This window comes from Variovorax sp. PDC80 (assembly GCF_900115375.1).
GTDB lineage: Bacteria > Pseudomonadota > Gammaproteobacteria > Burkholderiales > Burkholderiaceae_C > Variovorax.
In genome coordinates this window covers 579,834-595,284 of the sequence record NZ_FOWG01000002.1, presented here as the reverse complement: position 1 = coordinate 595,284, position 15,451 = coordinate 579,834, and the positions used below count along the sequence as shown (strand labels likewise).

General features: G+C 70.7%; 14 protein-coding genes. 11 read left to right on the top strand and 3 right to left on the bottom strand.

Annotation, left to right across the window (positions count from 1 at the left end; genetic code table 11):
* A complete protein-coding gene (locus BM109_RS08350) occupies positions 1-1,299 on the bottom strand; it encodes an MFS transporter (protein ID WP_093342022.1) in 1,299 nt (432 codons plus the stop codon).
* Between the two features lie 282 nt (positions 1,300-1,581).
* Between BM109_RS08350 and BM109_RS08345 the strand changes: the two genes are divergently transcribed.
* The 10 genes from BM109_RS08345 (at position 1,582) to BM109_RS08300 (ending at position 12,685) form a co-directional block, all read left to right on the top strand.
* Positions 1,582-2,391, top strand: a complete 810-nt coding sequence (locus BM109_RS08345; RefSeq protein WP_093342020.1) for an SDR family NAD(P)-dependent oxidoreductase — start codon at positions 1,582-1,584, stop codon at positions 2,389-2,391.
* 17 nt (positions 2,392-2,408) lie between these two features.
* Entirely contained in the window at positions 2,409-3,278 is an 870-nt protein-coding gene (locus tag BM109_RS08340; protein ID WP_093342019.1) for a CmcJ/NvfI family oxidoreductase, read from the top strand.
* Between the two features lie 32 nt (positions 3,279-3,310).
* Complete coding sequence (locus tag BM109_RS08335; RefSeq protein ID WP_093342462.1) at positions 3,311-4,606, top strand: LLM class flavin-dependent oxidoreductase; 1,296 nt, start codon at positions 3,311-3,313, stop codon at positions 4,604-4,606.
* Positions 4,607-4,676: 70 nt separating this feature from the next.
* Positions 4,677-5,894 carry a multidrug effflux MFS transporter gene (locus BM109_RS08330; RefSeq protein ID WP_177239282.1) on the top strand — a complete coding sequence of 406 codons (1,218 nt, stop codon included), beginning with the start codon at positions 4,677-4,679 and terminating at the stop codon, positions 5,892-5,894.
* Positions 5,894-7,333 (top strand): MFS transporter, encoded by a 1,440-nt coding sequence (locus tag BM109_RS08325; protein WP_093342016.1) that lies wholly within the window; start codon positions 5,894-5,896, stop codon positions 7,331-7,333. The genes BM109_RS08330 and BM109_RS08325 overlap by 1 nt, the downstream gene beginning before the upstream one ends.
* 20 nt (positions 7,334-7,353) lie before the next feature.
* Entirely contained in the window at positions 7,354-7,992 is a 639-nt protein-coding gene (locus BM109_RS08320) for a paraquat-inducible protein A (protein WP_093342014.1), read from the top strand.
* Entirely contained in the window at positions 7,989-8,717 is a 729-nt protein-coding gene (locus BM109_RS08315) for a paraquat-inducible protein A (RefSeq protein ID WP_256222430.1), read from the top strand. Before BM109_RS08320 ends, BM109_RS08315 begins: the two co-directional genes overlap by 4 nt.
* On the top strand, positions 8,714-10,366 hold the full coding sequence (locus tag BM109_RS08310) for a PqiB family protein (RefSeq protein ID WP_093342013.1): 1,653 nt from the start codon (positions 8,714-8,716) through the stop codon (positions 10,364-10,366). Before BM109_RS08315 ends, BM109_RS08310 begins: the two co-directional genes overlap by 4 nt.
* On the top strand, positions 10,363-10,998 hold the full coding sequence (locus BM109_RS08305; RefSeq protein ID WP_093342011.1) for a PqiC family protein: 636 nt from the start codon (positions 10,363-10,365) through the stop codon (positions 10,996-10,998). Before BM109_RS08310 ends, BM109_RS08305 begins: the two co-directional genes overlap by 4 nt.
* Before the next feature lie 91 nt (positions 10,999-11,089).
* Positions 11,090-12,685 carry an MFS transporter gene (locus BM109_RS08300; RefSeq protein ID WP_093342010.1) on the top strand — a complete coding sequence of 532 codons (1,596 nt, stop codon included), beginning with the start codon at positions 11,090-11,092 and terminating at the stop codon, positions 12,683-12,685.
* Here BM109_RS08300 and BM109_RS08295 read toward each other — a convergent pair.
* Positions 12,673-13,491, bottom strand: a complete 819-nt coding sequence (locus tag BM109_RS08295) for an alpha/beta fold hydrolase (RefSeq protein WP_177239281.1) — start codon at positions 13,489-13,491, stop codon at positions 12,673-12,675. The two genes, BM109_RS08300 and BM109_RS08295, sit on opposite strands and share 13 nt — an antisense overlap.
* 125 nt (positions 13,492-13,616) lie before the next feature.
* Between BM109_RS08295 and BM109_RS08290 the strand changes: the two genes are divergently transcribed.
* Positions 13,617-14,525 (top strand): helix-turn-helix domain-containing protein, encoded by a 909-nt coding sequence (locus tag BM109_RS08290; RefSeq protein WP_177239280.1) that lies wholly within the window; start codon positions 13,617-13,619, stop codon positions 14,523-14,525.
* Here the strand turns inward: BM109_RS08290 and BM109_RS08285 are convergent.
* Entirely contained in the window at positions 14,485-15,018 is a 534-nt protein-coding gene (locus BM109_RS08285; RefSeq protein WP_093342005.1) for an HD domain-containing protein, read from the bottom strand. The genes BM109_RS08290 and BM109_RS08285 overlap by 41 nt on opposite strands.
* Positions 15,019-15,451 lie beyond the last annotated feature (433 nt).

Genomic DNA, 15,451 nt, shown 5'->3' with positions numbered 1-15,451 from the left:
TCAGGCCCGTCCGGGTGCCGTGGCCTGCTCGGTGCGCGCGTCGTGGCCGATGATCAGCACCAGCACGAAGGCCACGGCCGCCAGCAGCGCGAGGAAGATCACCGCGTAGATGTCGTTGCCCATGCGGTCCTTGAGCGTGCCGAAGATGGTCGGGCCGATGTAGCCGCCGAGGTTGCCGATGGAGTTGATCCAGGCGATGCCCGCGGCCGCGGCGGTGCCGCTGAGCATCGCGGTGGGCAGGGTCCAGAAGGTGGGCAGGGCGCTGAAGATGCCGAAGGCCGCGAGCGTTACGGCCGCCATCTTGGGCACCGGCGCGCTGGTCTCGGCCGCCAGCACCAGGCCGACGAAGATGCAGGCCAGCGGGATCAGCAGGAACCACTTGCGTTCCTTGCGCGCATCGGAGGCGCGGGTCCAGAACAGCATCGCGATCGCGCCCACCAGGTAGGGGAAGGCGTTGATGAAGCCGATCTCCACGTTGCCCAGCCCGCCGAAGCCCTTGATGATCTGCGGCAGGAAGAAGCTCAGGCCGTACAGCGGCACCGTGATGCCCATGTAGACGAAGCCCAGGCCGATCACGCGCGGGTTCAAGAGCGACTGCTTCCACGAGATCTGGTTGATCGACTCGCGGTTGCGCCGCTCGGCGTCGAGCGTGCCCTGCAGCCACGTGCGCTCCTCGTTCGTGAGCCACTTCGCGTCCTTCGGACCGTCGGGCAGGTAGAACAGCACGAAGAAGGTCAGGATCAGCGAGGGGATCGCCTCGAGGATGAACAGCCACTGCCAGCCGTGCATGCCGCCCATCCCGTCCATGTTGAGGATGAAGCCCGAGATCGGCGAGCCGATCACGGTGGAGATCGGGATCGCGAACATGAACCAGCCGACGATGCGCGCGCGGTAGGCCGAGGGGAACCACAGCGTGATGTAGAAGATGACGCCGGGGAAGAAGCCGGCCTCGGCGATGCCGAGCAGGAAGCGCACGACGTTGAAGCTGGTCGAGCCGCCGACCCAGGCCTGGGCCGCCGACAGGATGCCCCAGCTGAACATGATCCGCGCGATCCAGCGGCGCGCGCCGAAGCGCTCGAGCGCCATGTTGCTCGGCACCTCGAACAGGAAGTAGGCGATGAAGAAGATGCCCGCCGCGCTGCCGAACACGGCCGCGCTGAAGCCCAGGTCCTTCGACATGGCGGCGCCCGCGAAGCCGAGGTTCACGCGGTCGAGGTAGGCGATGAAGTAGCTGACCATGAGCAGCGGCAACAGCCGCCAGCTCATCTTCGAGATGGTTCTCTGCTCGATCGGATTCACGTGTTGTCTCCTGTTGTGTGTGTGATATGGGAGGCGTTGAGGAAAGCCGCGGCCGTCGCCGGCCGCCGGACCATGTTAGGCCGGCCGGGCCGGCATTCCTGACACGGAAATGACCGAGGCGGGAAAGCACGGGGCAGGGCGCTTGTGCACCTTCCGCGGCCGGCCTGCATCGGGCCCGGGACTCGACCGGTTCGCGCATATGGTTATCGCTTTTCCATCGTTCCGGCCCCCGGGGCGCGGGTATAGCCTTCGTGACGATCCACGCTTTGCCGACCCGTCCCGATGTCCACGACCGCCGCTTCCTCCCCGTCCTCTTCCCCTTCCGAACCCACCGCCCCCCGTGGTCCCTCCGTCGCCTGGATAGCGGGCGTCGGCGCGAGCGCGGGCCTCGGTGCCGCGCTCGCGCGGCGCTTCGCGCAGGAGGGCTTGGTCGTCGCGCTGACCGGCCGCACGCCGCAGCAGCTCGAGGCCGTGGCCGCCGAGATCGCGGCCGCGGGCGGCACGGCCCATGCCTTCGCGGCCGACGTGGCGAGCGAGGCCGAAGTGCACGGCGTCGGCCAGCGCGTGCGCGCGCTCGGGCCGCTGTCGGTGGCGGTGTTCAACGCCTCCAGCGCGGCGCGCGCGCCCACGCTCGAGATCTCGGTCGAGCAGTTCACCCAGGCCTGGCGCACCAGCACGCTCGGCGGCTTCGTGTTCGCGCGCGAGGCGCTGCGGGGCCTGCTGGCCAATCCCTTCGACGGCGCCACGCCCGCGGGGCGCGGCAGCCTGCTGTTCACGGGCGCCACCGCCGCGCTGCGCGGCAAGCCGCCGTTCGCGGCCTTCGCGGCCGCCAAGGCCGGACTGCGTTCGCTGAGCCAGAGCCTGGCGCGCGAGTTCGGGCCGCAGGGCATCCATGTCGCCCATGTGGTGATCGACGGCGGCATCGACGGCGAGCGGCTGCGCAGCGGGGCGCCCCAGCGCGCGGCGCAGGCCGGCGAGGACGGGCTGCTGCAGCTCGATGCCATCGCCGAGAGCTACTGGCAGCTGCATGCCCAGCATCGCAGCGCCTGGACGCAGGAACTCGACCTGCGGCCGTTCAAGGAACCCTTCTGATTCAGAACGAGGAGCGCATGAGTTCCGCATCGCCATTCAGTCCGCACGAGCATCCGCTCATCGCCACCCTGCCATCGGTCGAGGCCGAGCTCAACTACCTGAAGCCGGGCCAGGGCCGGCCCGCGAGCTACACCTTCGAGCCGCCGCCGGGCACGCCCTGGGTCACGGGCGAACTCGAGGCGCGGCGCGTGGCCATCCGCGACGGCCGCCCGCTGGTGGCGCTGCGCGAGCTCTCGCTCGACCGCAGCGGCTTCACCCAGATCGCGCACCGCAGCGTGCTGGCCGACTTCTCGCAGGACGCGACCATCCGCGATCTCTACTACCGCGAGTCCGAGGCGCTGCTGCGCGACGTGACCGGGGCCGAGAAGATCGTGGTGTTCGACCACACGCTGCGCGACAGCGCCCAGGGCTCGCGCCGCACTTCGGAACTGCGCGAGCCGGTGCGCCGCGTGCACGACGACCAGACGCCGGCCTCGGCGCGGCGCCGCGTCACCGACCACCTGCCGCCCGACGAAGCGGCCGAGCGGCTCGCGAAGCGCTTCGCGATCGTCAACCTGTGGCGGCCGCTGGCCACGGTGGAGCGGCTGCCGCTCGCGCTGTGCGATGCGCGCTCCATCGATCCCGCGGACCTGGTGCCCAGCGACCTGATCTACCCCGACAAGGTGGGCGAGACCTATTCCTTCACCTGGAACCCGAAGCACCGCTGGTACTGGTTCCCGCGGCTGCGGCCCGACGAGGCGCTGCTGCTGAAGATCTTCGATTCGCGCGAGGACGGCACGGCGCGGCTCACGGCCCACACGGCCTTCGAGGACCCGACCGGCTCGCCCGAGGCGCCGCCCCGCCGCAGCATCGAGCTGCGCGCGCTGGTGTTCTGGGACAAGCCGTGAGCGCGCGCAAGCAGCTGCGGCTGGGCGCTTTCATGCGCCCGGTCAGCATCCATACCGGTGCCTGGCGCTACCCGGGCGCCTGGCCCGACGCCAACTTCAACTTCGAGCGGCTCAAGCAGCTCGCGCAGACGCTGGAGCGCGGCCGTTTCGACGCCTTCTTCATGGCCGACCACCTCGCGCTGCTCAACATGCCGATCGAGGCCTTGCAGCGCAGCCACACGGCCACCTCGTTCGAGCCCTTCACGCTGCTGTCGGCGCTGGCGCAGCACACGCAGCACCTCGGGCTGATCGCCACCGCCTCGACCACCTTCGACGAACCGTTCCACATCGCGCGCCGCTTCGCCTCGCTCGACCACCTGAGCGGCGGCCGCGCGGGCTGGAACATCGTGACCACCTCGAACCCCGACGCGGCGCTGAACTTCGGCCGCGAGGACCACATGGAGCACGACGCGCGCTACGACCGGGCGCGCGAGTTCTACGACGTGGTGACCGGCCTGTGGGACAGCTGGGCCGACGACGCCTTCGTGCGCGACGTCGACAGCGGCCGCTTCTTCGATCCGGCCAAGCTGCACGTGCTGGCCCACAAGGGCGAGCACCTGTCGGTGCGCGGGCCGCTGCACATCGCGCGGCCGGTGCAGGGCTGGCCGGTGATCGTGCAGGCCGGCGCCTCGGAGGCCGGGCGCCAGCTCGCGGCCGAGACGGCCGAGCTGATCTTCGCGGCACCGGGCACGCTGGCGAACGCGCGCGCCTTCTATGCCGACGTCAAGTCGCGCATGCGCAAGCTCGGGCGCGACCCCGAGCATCTCAAGATCCTGCCGGGCGCCTTCACCATCGTGGCCGACACGGTCGACGAGGCGAAGGCGATCCGCGCGAAGCTCGACAGCCTGGTGCACTACGACAGCGCGATCGCCTCGCTGTCGATTGCGCTGGGCCACGATGCCTCCAGTTTCGACCCCGACGGCCCGCTGCCCGAGGTGCCGCCCACCAACGCGAGCCAGAGCGGGCGCGAGCGCGTGATCGAGCTGGCCCGGCGCGAGAACCTCACGGTGCGCCAGCTCGCTCAGCGCCTGGGCGGCTATGGCGGCCTGGCCTTCGTCGGAACGGCCCAGACCATCGCCGACGAGATGCAGGAATGGCTCGAGAGCGAGGGCTCCGACGGCTTCAACGTGATGTTCCCCTGGCTGCCCGGCGGGCTCGATGCCTTCGTCGACCGCGTGGTGCCCGAACTGCAGCGCCGTGGCATCTTCAGGCAGGAATACGAAGGTCGTACCCTGCGCGAGAACCTGGGCCTGCCGCGGCCGGTCAACCGTTTCTTTTCGCAGGATTAGCGGGGCCGGGGCGAGGGGACACTGGGCGCGCCGCCGGCGCGCGGGCGGCGCATTGGCGACAATCGCTCCAATGCGTTCCTCTCCCTTCTTCCGCATGGCCCTGCTGCTGGGCCTGCTCTCCGCCATCGGTCCCTTCGCCATCGACATGTACCTGCCGGCCCTGCCGGCCATCGGCCAGAGCCTGCGCGCCGACATCGGCGCGGTCCAGATGAGCCTCACGGCCTTCTTCATCTCGCTGGGCGCGGGCCAGCTGCTGTACGGGCCGGTCTCCGACATGGTGGGCCGCAAGCCGCCGTTGTACGCGGGCCTCGCGGTGTTCGCGATCGCCAGCGTGGGCTGCGCGCTGGCCACCGACATCCAGACCCTGATCGCGCTGCGCTTCATCCAGGGCCTGGGCGCCGCGGCCGGCATGGCGATCCCGCGCGCGGTGGTGCGCGACCTGCACACCGGCACCGATGCCGCGCGGCTGATGTCGCTGCTGATGCTGGTGTTCAGCATCTCGCCGATCCTCGCGCCGCTGGTGGGCAGCGGCGTGATCGCGGTCACGGGCTGGCGCGGCGTGTTCTGGGCCGTCACCGTCGCGGCCGTCGCCGGCCTCGCGATGATGGCCACCTTGCTGGCCGAGACCCGGCCGGCCTCGGAGCGCGTCGAGAGCAGCATCGGCAGCGCGCTGTCGGCCTACTGGCTGCTGCTGCGCGATCGCCACTACCTGGGCCTGGTGTTCATCGGCAGCTTCGCGATGGCGGGCTTCTTCACCTACCTCGCGAACTCCTCGTTCGTGATGATCGACCACTACGGCCTGTCGCCCGCGCTCTACAGCGTGGCCTTCGGCGTGAACGCGGCCGCCTTCTTCGGCGCCTCGCAGTTCAACGGCGCGCTCGGCGAGCGCTTCGGCCTGGCGCGGCTGGTGAAGTTCGGCGTGGCCGGCTGCGGCGTGGCGATGGTCGCCATGTTCGCCTACTACGCCATGGGCGGCGACAGCCTGTGGGTGATGATCGTCCTGTACTTCATCGCCTCGGGCTTCATGGGCTTCGTGATCCCGACCACCGGCGTGCTGGCGCTCGAGATGCACGGCGCCATCGCCGGCACCGCCTCGGCGCTGCTGGGCACGCTGCAGATGCTGACCGGCGCGGTGGCGATGGCGGTGGTGGGGGCCTTCACCGACGGCGGCCCGCTGCCGATGGTGACCGGCATGGCCGCGGGCGCACTGATCGCCGGCCTGCTGACCTGGCTCACGCTGGGCGGCGACCGCGGCACGCAACCGGCGCGCCGGGTGCAGGAGGCCTGATGAGCAGCGTGGCGGCCAGCGTGGGCACCGAGGGCGGCGCGCGCGTCATCGACGGCCTCGACCAGCCCGCGCGGCGCTGGTCGATGCTGGTCATCATCCTCGGGTTGATCGTCTCGGTGCTCGACGGCACCATCGTCAACCTTGCATTGCCGGGCATCGCGCGCGAACTCAACGCCAGCGCCTCGCAGTCGATCTGGGTCGTCAACGCCTACCAGATCGCCATCCTCGTGATGCTGCTGCCGCTGGCCTCGCTGGGCGACCTGGTCGGCTACCGCCGCGTCTACCTGGTGGGCATGGCGGTGTTCACGCTGTCGTCGGCGGCCGCCACCTTCGCCAACTCGCTGACCACGCTGATCGCCGCGCGCGCCTTCCAGGGCCTGGGCGCGGCCGGCATCATGAGCGTGAACGCGGCGCTGGTGCGGCTGACCTATCCGTCCTCGCAGCTCGGCAAGGGCATGGCGATCAACTCGCTGGTGGTCGCCACCTCCTCGGTGGCCGGGCCCTCGGTGGCGGCGGCGATCCTGTCGGTGGCCTCGTGGCCGTGGCTGTTCGCCATCAACGTGCCGCTGGGCATCGTCACCTTCGCGCTCGGCATGAAGGCGCTGCCCTTCAACCGCGTGGCGCCGGCCGCGGGCCTGCGCTTCTCGCCGATCGACGTGACGCTCAACGTGCTGATGTTCTCGCTGGTGTTCCTCGGCGTCGACCGCCTGGGCGTGCGCGAGGGCGGGGTGGAGGCGGGCGGCCCGCCGCTGAGCGCCTGGCTCACGCTGCTGGCCGGCGTGGCGGTGGGCATCGTCTACCTGCGCCGGCAGCGCTCGCTCGCGGTGCCGCTGTTCCCGATCGACCTGCTGCGCATCCCGGTGTTCGCGCTCTCCATGGGCACCTCGGTGGCGGCCTTCTGCGCCCAGATGCTGGCCTACATCGCGCTGCCGTTCCTGCTGCTCGACGTCTACGGCCGCAGCCATTTCGAGGCCGGCCTGCTGATCACGGCCTGGCCGCTGGCGATCGTGGCGATGGCGCCGCTGGCCGGCCGCCTGATCGGCCGCTATCCCGACGGCCTGCTCGGCGGCATCGGCCTGGGGCTGATGGCCGCCGGCCTGTTCTCGCTGGCGCTGCTGCCGGCGCACCCGGTCAATGCCGACATCGCCTGGCGCATGGCGCTGTGCGGGCTGGGCTTCGGGCTGTTCCAGTCGCCGAACAACCACACCATCGTGACCTCGCCGCCCGCGCACCGAAGCGGTGCAGCCAGCGGCATGCTCGGCACGGCGCGGCTCACCGGCCAGACCCTGGGCGCGGTGGTGCTGGCCGGCGTCTTCAGCATCTGGAGCCCGCACGGCGGCCACGGGCCGGTGGTGGCGCTGGTGCTGGCCGGCTGTTGTGCCGGTATCGCCGCAATCTTCAGCAGCTTGCGGCTCAGGACGACGGGACACGCGGGCTGAATAGGTTAGGGTACGGCCCCATGAAGGAAGTACCTGATACGGTGGTATGCCCCGGCTGCGACGCGGTCTATGCCCGCGCCGAACTGCAGCCGCGCGAGGTCGCCCATTGCGCGCGCTGCGGCACCGAGATCGGCCGCCATCCGGGCGCGCAGGAAAGCCGCATCCTGCCGCTGACCGTGACCAGCCTCATCATGTTCGCGATCGCCAACCTGTTCCCGATCGTCGAGATCGAGCTGCAGGGCCTGCGCAGCCAGACCACGCTGGCCGGCGCGGTGGTGGTGCTCGGCGCCGAGGGCATGTCGGTGGTGGCGCTGCTGGTGCTGGCCACCACCATCCTGTTCCCGCTGCTGCAGCTGTGCATCCTGGTCTACCTGCTGATCCCGCTGCGGCGCGAGCACCGGCCGCTGGGCTTCGCGATCCTGGTGCGGCTGATGCAGTCGCTGCGGCCCTGGGGAATGATCGAGGTGTTCCTGCTCGGCGTGCTGGTGGCCGTGGTCAAGCTCTCGAGCATGGCGACGGTGGTGCCCGGGCCCGCGTTGTGGGCCTTCGTGGCGCTCACGGTCACGCTGACGGCGGTGCTGTCGTTCAACCCGGGCGCGTTCTGGGAAATGACCTTCCGCGCCGCCGGCGACGAGGACGAGGAGAGGGCTTCCGCATGAAGTTCCCTTCGCTGCGCCGCGCGCGCCCGCCCGAGCCGGAGCCTGCCGGGCACGAGCCGCACGCCGACGCGCCGGTCGTCACCGCCGCCTCGCTGGGCCTGCTGGCCTGCCCGCACTGCGCGGCCGTCTGGCAGGACGCGCAGGAGGGCGATGCCTGTGGGCGCTGCGGCACGCACCTGCACACGCGCAAGCCGCAGAGTCTCACGCGCACCTGGGCCTTCCTGATCGCGGCCTGCATCATGTACATCCCGGCCAACCTGCTGCCGGTGATGATCACGCGCACGCTGTTCGGCGCGCAGTACGACACCATCCTCAGCGGGGTGATCTATTTCTGGGTCTCGGGCGCCTACGGGCTCGCGGCCATCGTCTTCATCGCGAGCTTCCTGGTGCCGCTGTTCAAGCTGGCGGTGCTGTTCCTGCTCGTGGTGATGGCCCAGCGCGGCAGCACCTGGCGGCAGCACGAGCGGGCCAAGCTCTATCACATCATCGAGATCATCGGCCGCTGGTCGATGCTCGACGTGTTCGTGGTGTCGCTGTTGACCGGGCTGGTGCAGATCCAGGGCTTCGCGGTGATCACCGCGGGCGTGGGCATCGCGGCCTTCGGCTCGGTGGTGGTGCTGACCATGCTGGCCTCGCTGAGCTTCGACCCGAAGCTCACCTGGGACAGCAAGCAGGCACAGGCCGTGCAAGAGAATTTCGAGAACAGGGAAGAACAAGCAGCATGAGTGAAGAAGAACAACCGCAAGACCGACCGGCGCCGTCCGCGCCGCCATTGCCGAGGCCGCAGGTCAAGCGCCGCCGCGAGTGGCTGCCCTCGCTGATCTGGCTGATCCCGATCGTGGCCGCGCTGGTTGGCGTGATGCTGGTGGCGCGCATCCTGATGGAGCGTGGCCCCGAGATCGTGCTGACCTTCAAGACCGCCGAGGGCCTGGAAGCCGGCAAGACCGCCGTCAAGTACAAGGACGTGCAGATCGGCCTGGTGCAGAGCCTGCGGCTGGCGCGCGACCGCTCGCACGTGCGCGTGCTGGTGCAGCTCAACAAGGAGGCCGAGGGCTTCACCTCCGAGGACTCGCGCTTCTGGGTCGTGCGGCCGCGGCTCGACACCTCGGGCATCTCGGGCCTGAACACGCTGCTGTCGGGCGCCTACATCGGCGCCGACGCCGGCGTGTCGAAGGAGACCTCGGGCGAATTCAAGGGCCTGGAGGCGCCACCGATCGTCACGCGCGACGACTCGGGCCAGCAGTTCCTGCTGCGCGCCGCCGACATCGGCTCGCTCGACGTCGGTTCGCCCGTGTACTTCCGCCGCATCAAGGTGGGGCAGGTGGCGGCCTACGAGCTCGACGGCGACGGCCGCGGCGTGACGCTGCGCGTGTTCGTCAACGCGCCCTACGACAAGTTCGTGGGCGTCAACACGCGCTTCTGGCAGGCCAGCGGCATCGACGCGCAACTGAGCGCCAGCGGCTTCACGCTGCGCACCCAGTCGCTCGCGACCATCCTGCTCGGCGGCATCGCGTTCCAGGCGCCCGAAGACGCCATGGGCCCGCTCGCGAAGGAGAACACCGCCTTCATGCTCGCGCCCGACGAGGTCACCGCGATGAAGGAGCCCGACGGCCCCTCGCAGACGCTGCTGATGTACTTCAACCAGTCGCTGCGCGGTCTGGTGCCGGGCGCGCCGGTCGACTTCCGCGGCGTGGTGATCGGCGAGGTCAAGTCGATCGGCGTCGAGTTCGACCGCGCCGAGCGCGAGTTCCGCATGCCGGTGCTGGTGCAGATCTATCCCGACCGGCTGCGCCGCCGCAGCGTCGATCGCACGAACGAGAAGGAGCCGCGCTTCTCGCAGCAGGAGCGCCTGCGCTTCCTCACCGAGAAGGGCCTGCGCGCGCAGCTGCGCAACGGCAACCTGATCACGGGCTCGGTCTATGTCGCGCTCGACTTCTTCCCGAAGGCGCCGCCCGCGAAGATCGACCTGACCAAGAGCCCGATCGAGCTGCCGACCATGGCCAACAGCCTCGACGAGATCCAGTCGCAGGTGCAGGAGATCGCGAGCAAGCTCAACAAGGTGCCCTACGAGCAGATCGCGCAGGACCTGCGCACCACGCTGGCCACGCTCAACAAGACGCTGACCGCCACCGAGCAGACGGTGAGCCGCATCAACAACGACGTGACGCCCGAACTGGCCGCGGCCATGAAGGACGTGCGCAAGACCGTGAACTCGGCCGAGCGCACGCTGGCCGACGACTCGCCGCTGCAGCAGGACACGCGCCAGATGCTGCAGGAGCTCACGCGCGCCGCCGGTTCGGTGCGCGTGCTGACCGACTACCTCGAACGCCATCCCGAATCGCTGCTGCGCGGCAAACCGGACGACAAGAAATGACGAAGACGCACAGCCGAACCCTTCTCGCCGGCATCGCCGTGCTGGCCGCGCTCGCCGCGGGCTGCGCGAGCAAGCCCGACAGCTACTACACCCTCGCGAGCAGCGTGCCCGCGGACCAGATCGCCGCGCCCGCCGCCAGCGGCACCGTGCCGCTGGCCATCGAGCTCGCGCCCGTGGCCGTGCCCGAGCGGCTGGCGCGGCCGCAGATGGTGGTGCGCAAGCCCGGCGGCAGCGTGCAGGTCGAGGTGCTCGAGCAGCACCGCTGGGCCTCGTCGTTCGAGAACGAGCTGCGCGATGCGCTGGCCAGCGGCATCGCCACGCGCCTGGGCGCGCTCGACGTCAGCAAGGGCGGCCGCCCCAACGTGCAGCCGGTGTGGCGCATCGCGGCGCAGCTCAAGCAGTTCGACGCGGTCGACGGCGGCCGTGTCGAAGCGGCCTTCAGCTGGACCCTGCGGCGCGCCGACGAGCCCCGCACGCTGGTGTGCAGCTTCGAGGCCGGCGAACCCGTGGGCACCGGCATGGACGCGGTGGCGCAGGGCGCCCAGCGCGTGACCGCGGCCGCGGCCGCGGCGATGGCGCGCAGCGTGGCCGCGGCGCGCGCGAATCCGTCGGCGACCGCCTGCGCGCTCTGAGGGCGGCGGCCCCGCAATGGCTGCGGGGCAGGGCGGTGCGGCGGGATGAAGCTCTGGACTGGGTGAGACCAAGAAGAAGCGGAGACCAGCGATGACACAGATCGGCAAGACGCCCTGCGACGACACGCTGATCCGGCACGGCGCCGACGCCGTCGACGACACCGGCTGTCCCGAAGCCTCCAGGCCCTGGGTGCTGGCCGCGGCCATCGTCGGCTCGAGCATGGCCTTCATCGACGGCACCGTGGTCAACGTCGCGCTGCCCGCGATCCAGGCCGACCTGCGCGCGACCGCCTTCCAGGCGCAGTGGGTGGTCGAGTCCTATGCCTTGCTGCTGGCCGCGCTGCTGCTGGTGGGCGGCGCGCTCGGCGACCACTTCGGACGGCGCCGCGTGTTCGCGATCGGCGTCGCGATCTTCGCGCTCTCGTCGGTGGCCTGCGCGCTCGCGGCCAGCGTGCAGCAGCTGATCGCCGCGCGCGCGGTGCAGGGCATCGGCGGCGCGCTGCTGGTGCCGGGCAGCCTGGCGCTGATCAGCGCGGCCTTTCCCGAGAAGCAGCGCGGCAAGGCCATCGGCACCTGGTCGGGCTTCAGCGGCATCACGGCCGCCGTGGGGCCGGTGCTCGGCGGTTTCCTGGTCGATCATTTCTCGTGGACCTGGGCTTTCCTGGTCAACGTACCGATGGCGCTGCTGGTGCTGTGGATCTGCTGGCGCCACGTGCCCGAGAGCCGCGGCGCCTCGGCCGGCGGCGGCCTCGATCCCTGGGGCGCGCTGCTGGCCACGGCCGGGCTCGGCGGCATCGTCTATGCGTTCATCGAGGCGCCCACGCAGGGCTGGACCTCGGCGGCCGTGCTCGCGGCGCTGGCCATCGGCATCGGGGGCAGCGCGGGCTTCGTCGCCATCGAGCGGCGCGTGCGCGCGCCGATGCTGCCGCTCTCGCTGCTGCGCATCGGCAACTTCAGCGGTGCCAATCTGCTGACCCTGCTGCTCTATGCGGCGCTCGGCGGCGGGCTCTATTTCTTCCCGCTGAACCTGATCCAGGTGCAGGGCTGGTCGGCCACGGCGGCCGGCGCGGCGCTGCTGCCCTTCATCCTCATCATGTTCGCGCTCTCGGGCTGGGCCGGCCAGCTGGTCGACCGCTTCGGGCCGCGGCTGCCGCTGGTGATCGGGCCCGCGATCGCGGCCGTGGGCTTCGCGCTGTTCGCGCTGCCCGGCGTGGGCGCGAGCTACTGGAGCGGCTTCCTGCCGGCCGTGGTGGTGCTGGGCCTGGGCATGACGGTGACCGTGGCGCCGCTCACCACCACCGTGATGAACGCGGTCGGCCCCGAGCTCGCGGGCGTGGCCTCGGGCGTGAACAACGCGGTCTCGCGCGCGGCCGCGGTGCTGGCCATCGCGGTCTTCGGCGCGATCATGGCCTGGGCCTTCGATGCCGCGCTGGCCGAGCACCTGCAGGCCGCGGGCGCCTCGGCGCAGGTGACGGCCTTCTTCGAGGGCGAGCGTGCCAAGCTCGCCGGCGCCGCCATGCCGCCGGGCGTGGATGCGGCCAACGCCGAGGCCCTGCGGCGCGCGGTGGCCGAAGCCTTCGTGGCGGGCTTCCGCTGGGTGATGCTGCTGAGCGCCGGGCTGGCGCTGCTCAGCGCGGCCAGTGCGTGGCGCATGATCGGCGGCAAGGGCGCGGCTCAGGCCAACTGAAGCCGCTCGGGCACGCGCTGCGCGTGCTCGGCCAGGAAGGCGGCCAGCGTGCTGTTCACGACCTCGGGGTCGGTGATGCTGAGGAAATGCTGCCCGCCCTCGACCTCGATGTAGCGCGCCTGCGCGATGGCCGCGGCGATGCGGCGGCCGACCTCGATCGGATAGGCGTTGTCGCGCGTGCCGTGCATCACCAGCACCGGCATGCGCAGCGCGCCCACCAAGGGCGCGATGGCATCGCGGCCGGCCAGCGCGTCGAAGGCCAGTTGCCACTGCACCGGGTTCCACGACTGCCAGGAACGCTTCCAGGCACCGGCGTCGAAGTCCGGACCGAAGCAGACATGGGCCATGGCCTCGATCGCCTGCAGCGGCGGCGCCTCGAAGGACGAGGCCTGCACCTCGGCGACCAGGGCGCGGTAGGCCTCGCGCGTGGCCTCGGATTCGGCATCGATCGAGGAACCGAACACCGCCACGCTGGCGATGCGCGAAGGCGCGAGCAGCGCGGCACGCAGCGCGACGAAGCCCCCCTGGCTGGTGCCGGCAACGGCGGCGCGGTCGATGCCCAGGTGGTCGAGCAGCGCGAGCAGGTCGCGCGCCGAGTCCCAGAAGCCGAAGGGATGTTCGGCCGCGCTCTCGCCATGGGCACGCTGGTCCCAGACGATGCAGCGATGCGTGGCCGCGAAGTGGCGCAGCTGCGGCGCGAACATCTCGGCGCGCATGCCGAAGCTGTGGCAGAACACCAGCGCGGGCTTGTGGCCGCCGGTGTCTTCGTAGCGCAGGCGATGGAAGGGCAGTGACAGGAAGGGCATGGGGATGTCTCCGAGGTGATCGATGGGATGGGGCCGCGACGCCGCGTCGGGGTCTGCGAGGTTGTACCGGCGGTCCGCCGTTCGTAGGATTCCGCGCTTGCTCTGTTCTTGTCCGGGATTGCTCAGTGAACCACGCGACCGCTCTTCCTGCCGCATCGTCCAGCTACGGCGCCAAGTACGCGGCGGCCGGCAGCCTCGCGCTCGCCGATTCGTTCGCGCGGCCCTGGCGCGGTTTCGGCGCCGAGATCCGTCGGCACGCGGCGGTCGACGCACCCGGCTTCGTGCAGCCGGTGACCGAGGTGGCGATCGGCATCGCGGGCCATGGCCGGGTGTCGCGGCGCGCGGACGGCGAGGCCGAGCAGCGCTTCGAGGCGCAGCCGGGCCGCTTCTGCATCTGCCCGGGCGGGGTGCCGGTCGACCATCTGCGGCTGCAGGGGGAGGGCGTGGAGCTGCTGCACTTCTACGTGGATGGCGGGCTCGACCCGGACTTCGCGGCCCGCACGGCGCTGGCCGACTGGCCCTACGCGGGCGGGCTGGCCGATCCGCTGGTGGCGCAGATCGGGCTGGCGATCGCGCAGGAGCTGCGGCAGGAGAGCAGCGGTGGCGAACTGCTGCTCGACACGCTGGGCCATGCGCTGCTGGCGCGCATCGGGCAGCGGCACACGGGCGCGCCGGTGGCCCGTCCCGCCACGGCGGGCCGAGGCCTGTCGCCCGCGCGGCTGGCGCGCGTGCAGGCCTATCTGCAGGCCCATGTGGAACGCGCGCTGTCGCTCGAGGACATGGCGCGCGAAGCCTGCCTGAGCCGTTTCCATTTCGTGCGCGCGTTCAAGGCCTCAACGGGCCGCACGCCGCATCAATATCTGGGCAGCCTGCGGCTCGAGCTCGCGAAGTCGTTGCTGGCCGCGGGCCAGGAGAGCATCGAGGCGATCGCCTGGCGCCTGCAGTTCGCGAGCGCCTCGGGTTTCTCGCGCGCGTTCCGGCGCGAGCTGGGCCTCACGCCGTCGGCCTACGCGCAGGCGCTGCGGCGTCGCTGAGCAGGGTGTCGAGTTCGGCCCAGAGCGGATCGCACTGGCCGGCTCGGTAGGCGGCGGCCTTGAAGGTGGCGTGCTCGCCGCGGTAGGTCTCCCACAGGTCGCGATGGCCATCGGCCACGCAGGCGCGCACGTTGGCCAGCCGGTCGGCCGCCTTCACGGTCAGCGCGAGTTCCTGTTCGCCCTTCACATGCGACATGGCCGCATAGGTCCGCGCCTTGCGCTCCTTGCGGTTGGCACCGGGCGCGTCGCTCAGCAGTGCCACGCAACCCGCCACCAGGGTGCCGAAGCGTTCGGCGACATCGGCCACGGTGGCTTCGGTGTCTTCCACCACGTCGTGCAGGTAGCCCACGACCTGCGCCTGTTCTCCATAGGGCCGCAGCAGCGCGACCACTGCATCGAGGTGATGAACGTAGGGGTGCACGCCGTACTTCTGGTCGCCGTGCATCTGGATGGCGTAGCTTCTCGCGGCGTCTGGGGAGGTCTCTGGGGTCATGCGGACAACCCTAGCGGGTCGTGTGTTTGGTGGCAATGGTGAGAGGGCCGTGTTGTCGTAGGCCGGGGACGGGCGCGCGCCGACGGGGTACTCCCCTCCGCGAATGTCCCCCGCCTTCGGCTCCTCCTTTATTTCGCTGCGGGGAGTACCCCATCGACGCGCGCCTGGACGCCACCGTTGTTGAACCGCCGGCACCACCGCAGCGCTCCCGTGCACAGGGCAGCGGGTGCTTCCCGCAGCGAAATCAAGGAGGAGCCGAAGGCCGGGGACATTCGCGGAGGGAAGTACCCGCTGTCCTGTGCACGCGCCCCCAGCGCCCCCAAGAACCGTTGTTTACGAAGGAAAACACCTACCGAAACGACATTGCAACACCATTGGTGTATCGATACAGTAAATCGTTCCACCAAACGGGCGTTCGACCCCACAGGAGACA

Bases quoted from the DNA above. Each gene is read 5' to 3' on its own strand.
- BM109_RS08345 (WP_093342020.1), top strand. From the start codon at position 1,582: ATGTCCACGACCGCCGCTTCCTCCCCGTCCTCTTCCCCTTCCGAACCC.
- BM109_RS08340 (WP_093342019.1), top strand. From the start codon at position 2,409: ATGAGTTCCGCATCGCCATTCAGTCCGCACGAGCATCCGCTCATCGCC.
- BM109_RS08335 (WP_093342462.1), top strand. From the start codon at position 3,311: ATGCGCCCGGTCAGCATCCATACCGGTGCCTGGCGCTACCCGGGCGCC.
- BM109_RS08330 (WP_177239282.1), top strand. From the start codon at position 4,677: ATGCGTTCCTCTCCCTTCTTCCGCATGGCCCTGCTGCTGGGCCTGCTC.
- BM109_RS08325 (WP_093342016.1), top strand. From the start codon at position 5,894: ATGAGCAGCGTGGCGGCCAGCGTGGGCACCGAGGGCGGCGCGCGCGTC.
- BM109_RS08320 (WP_093342014.1), top strand. From the start codon at position 7,354: ATGAAGGAAGTACCTGATACGGTGGTATGCCCCGGCTGCGACGCGGTC.
- BM109_RS08315 (WP_256222430.1), top strand. From the start codon at position 7,989: ATGAAGTTCCCTTCGCTGCGCCGCGCGCGCCCGCCCGAGCCGGAGCCT.
- BM109_RS08310 (WP_093342013.1), top strand. From the start codon at position 8,714: ATGAGTGAAGAAGAACAACCGCAAGACCGACCGGCGCCGTCCGCGCCG.
- BM109_RS08305 (WP_093342011.1), top strand. From the start codon at position 10,363: ATGACGAAGACGCACAGCCGAACCCTTCTCGCCGGCATCGCCGTGCTG.
- BM109_RS08300 (WP_093342010.1), top strand. From the start codon at position 11,090: ATGACACAGATCGGCAAGACGCCCTGCGACGACACGCTGATCCGGCAC.
- BM109_RS08295 (WP_177239281.1), bottom strand. From the start codon at position 13,491: ATGCCCTTCCTGTCACTGCCCTTCCATCGCCTGCGCTACGAAGACACC.
- BM109_RS08285 (WP_093342005.1), bottom strand. From the start codon at position 15,018: ATGACCCCAGAGACCTCCCCAGACGCCGCGAGAAGCTACGCCATCCAG.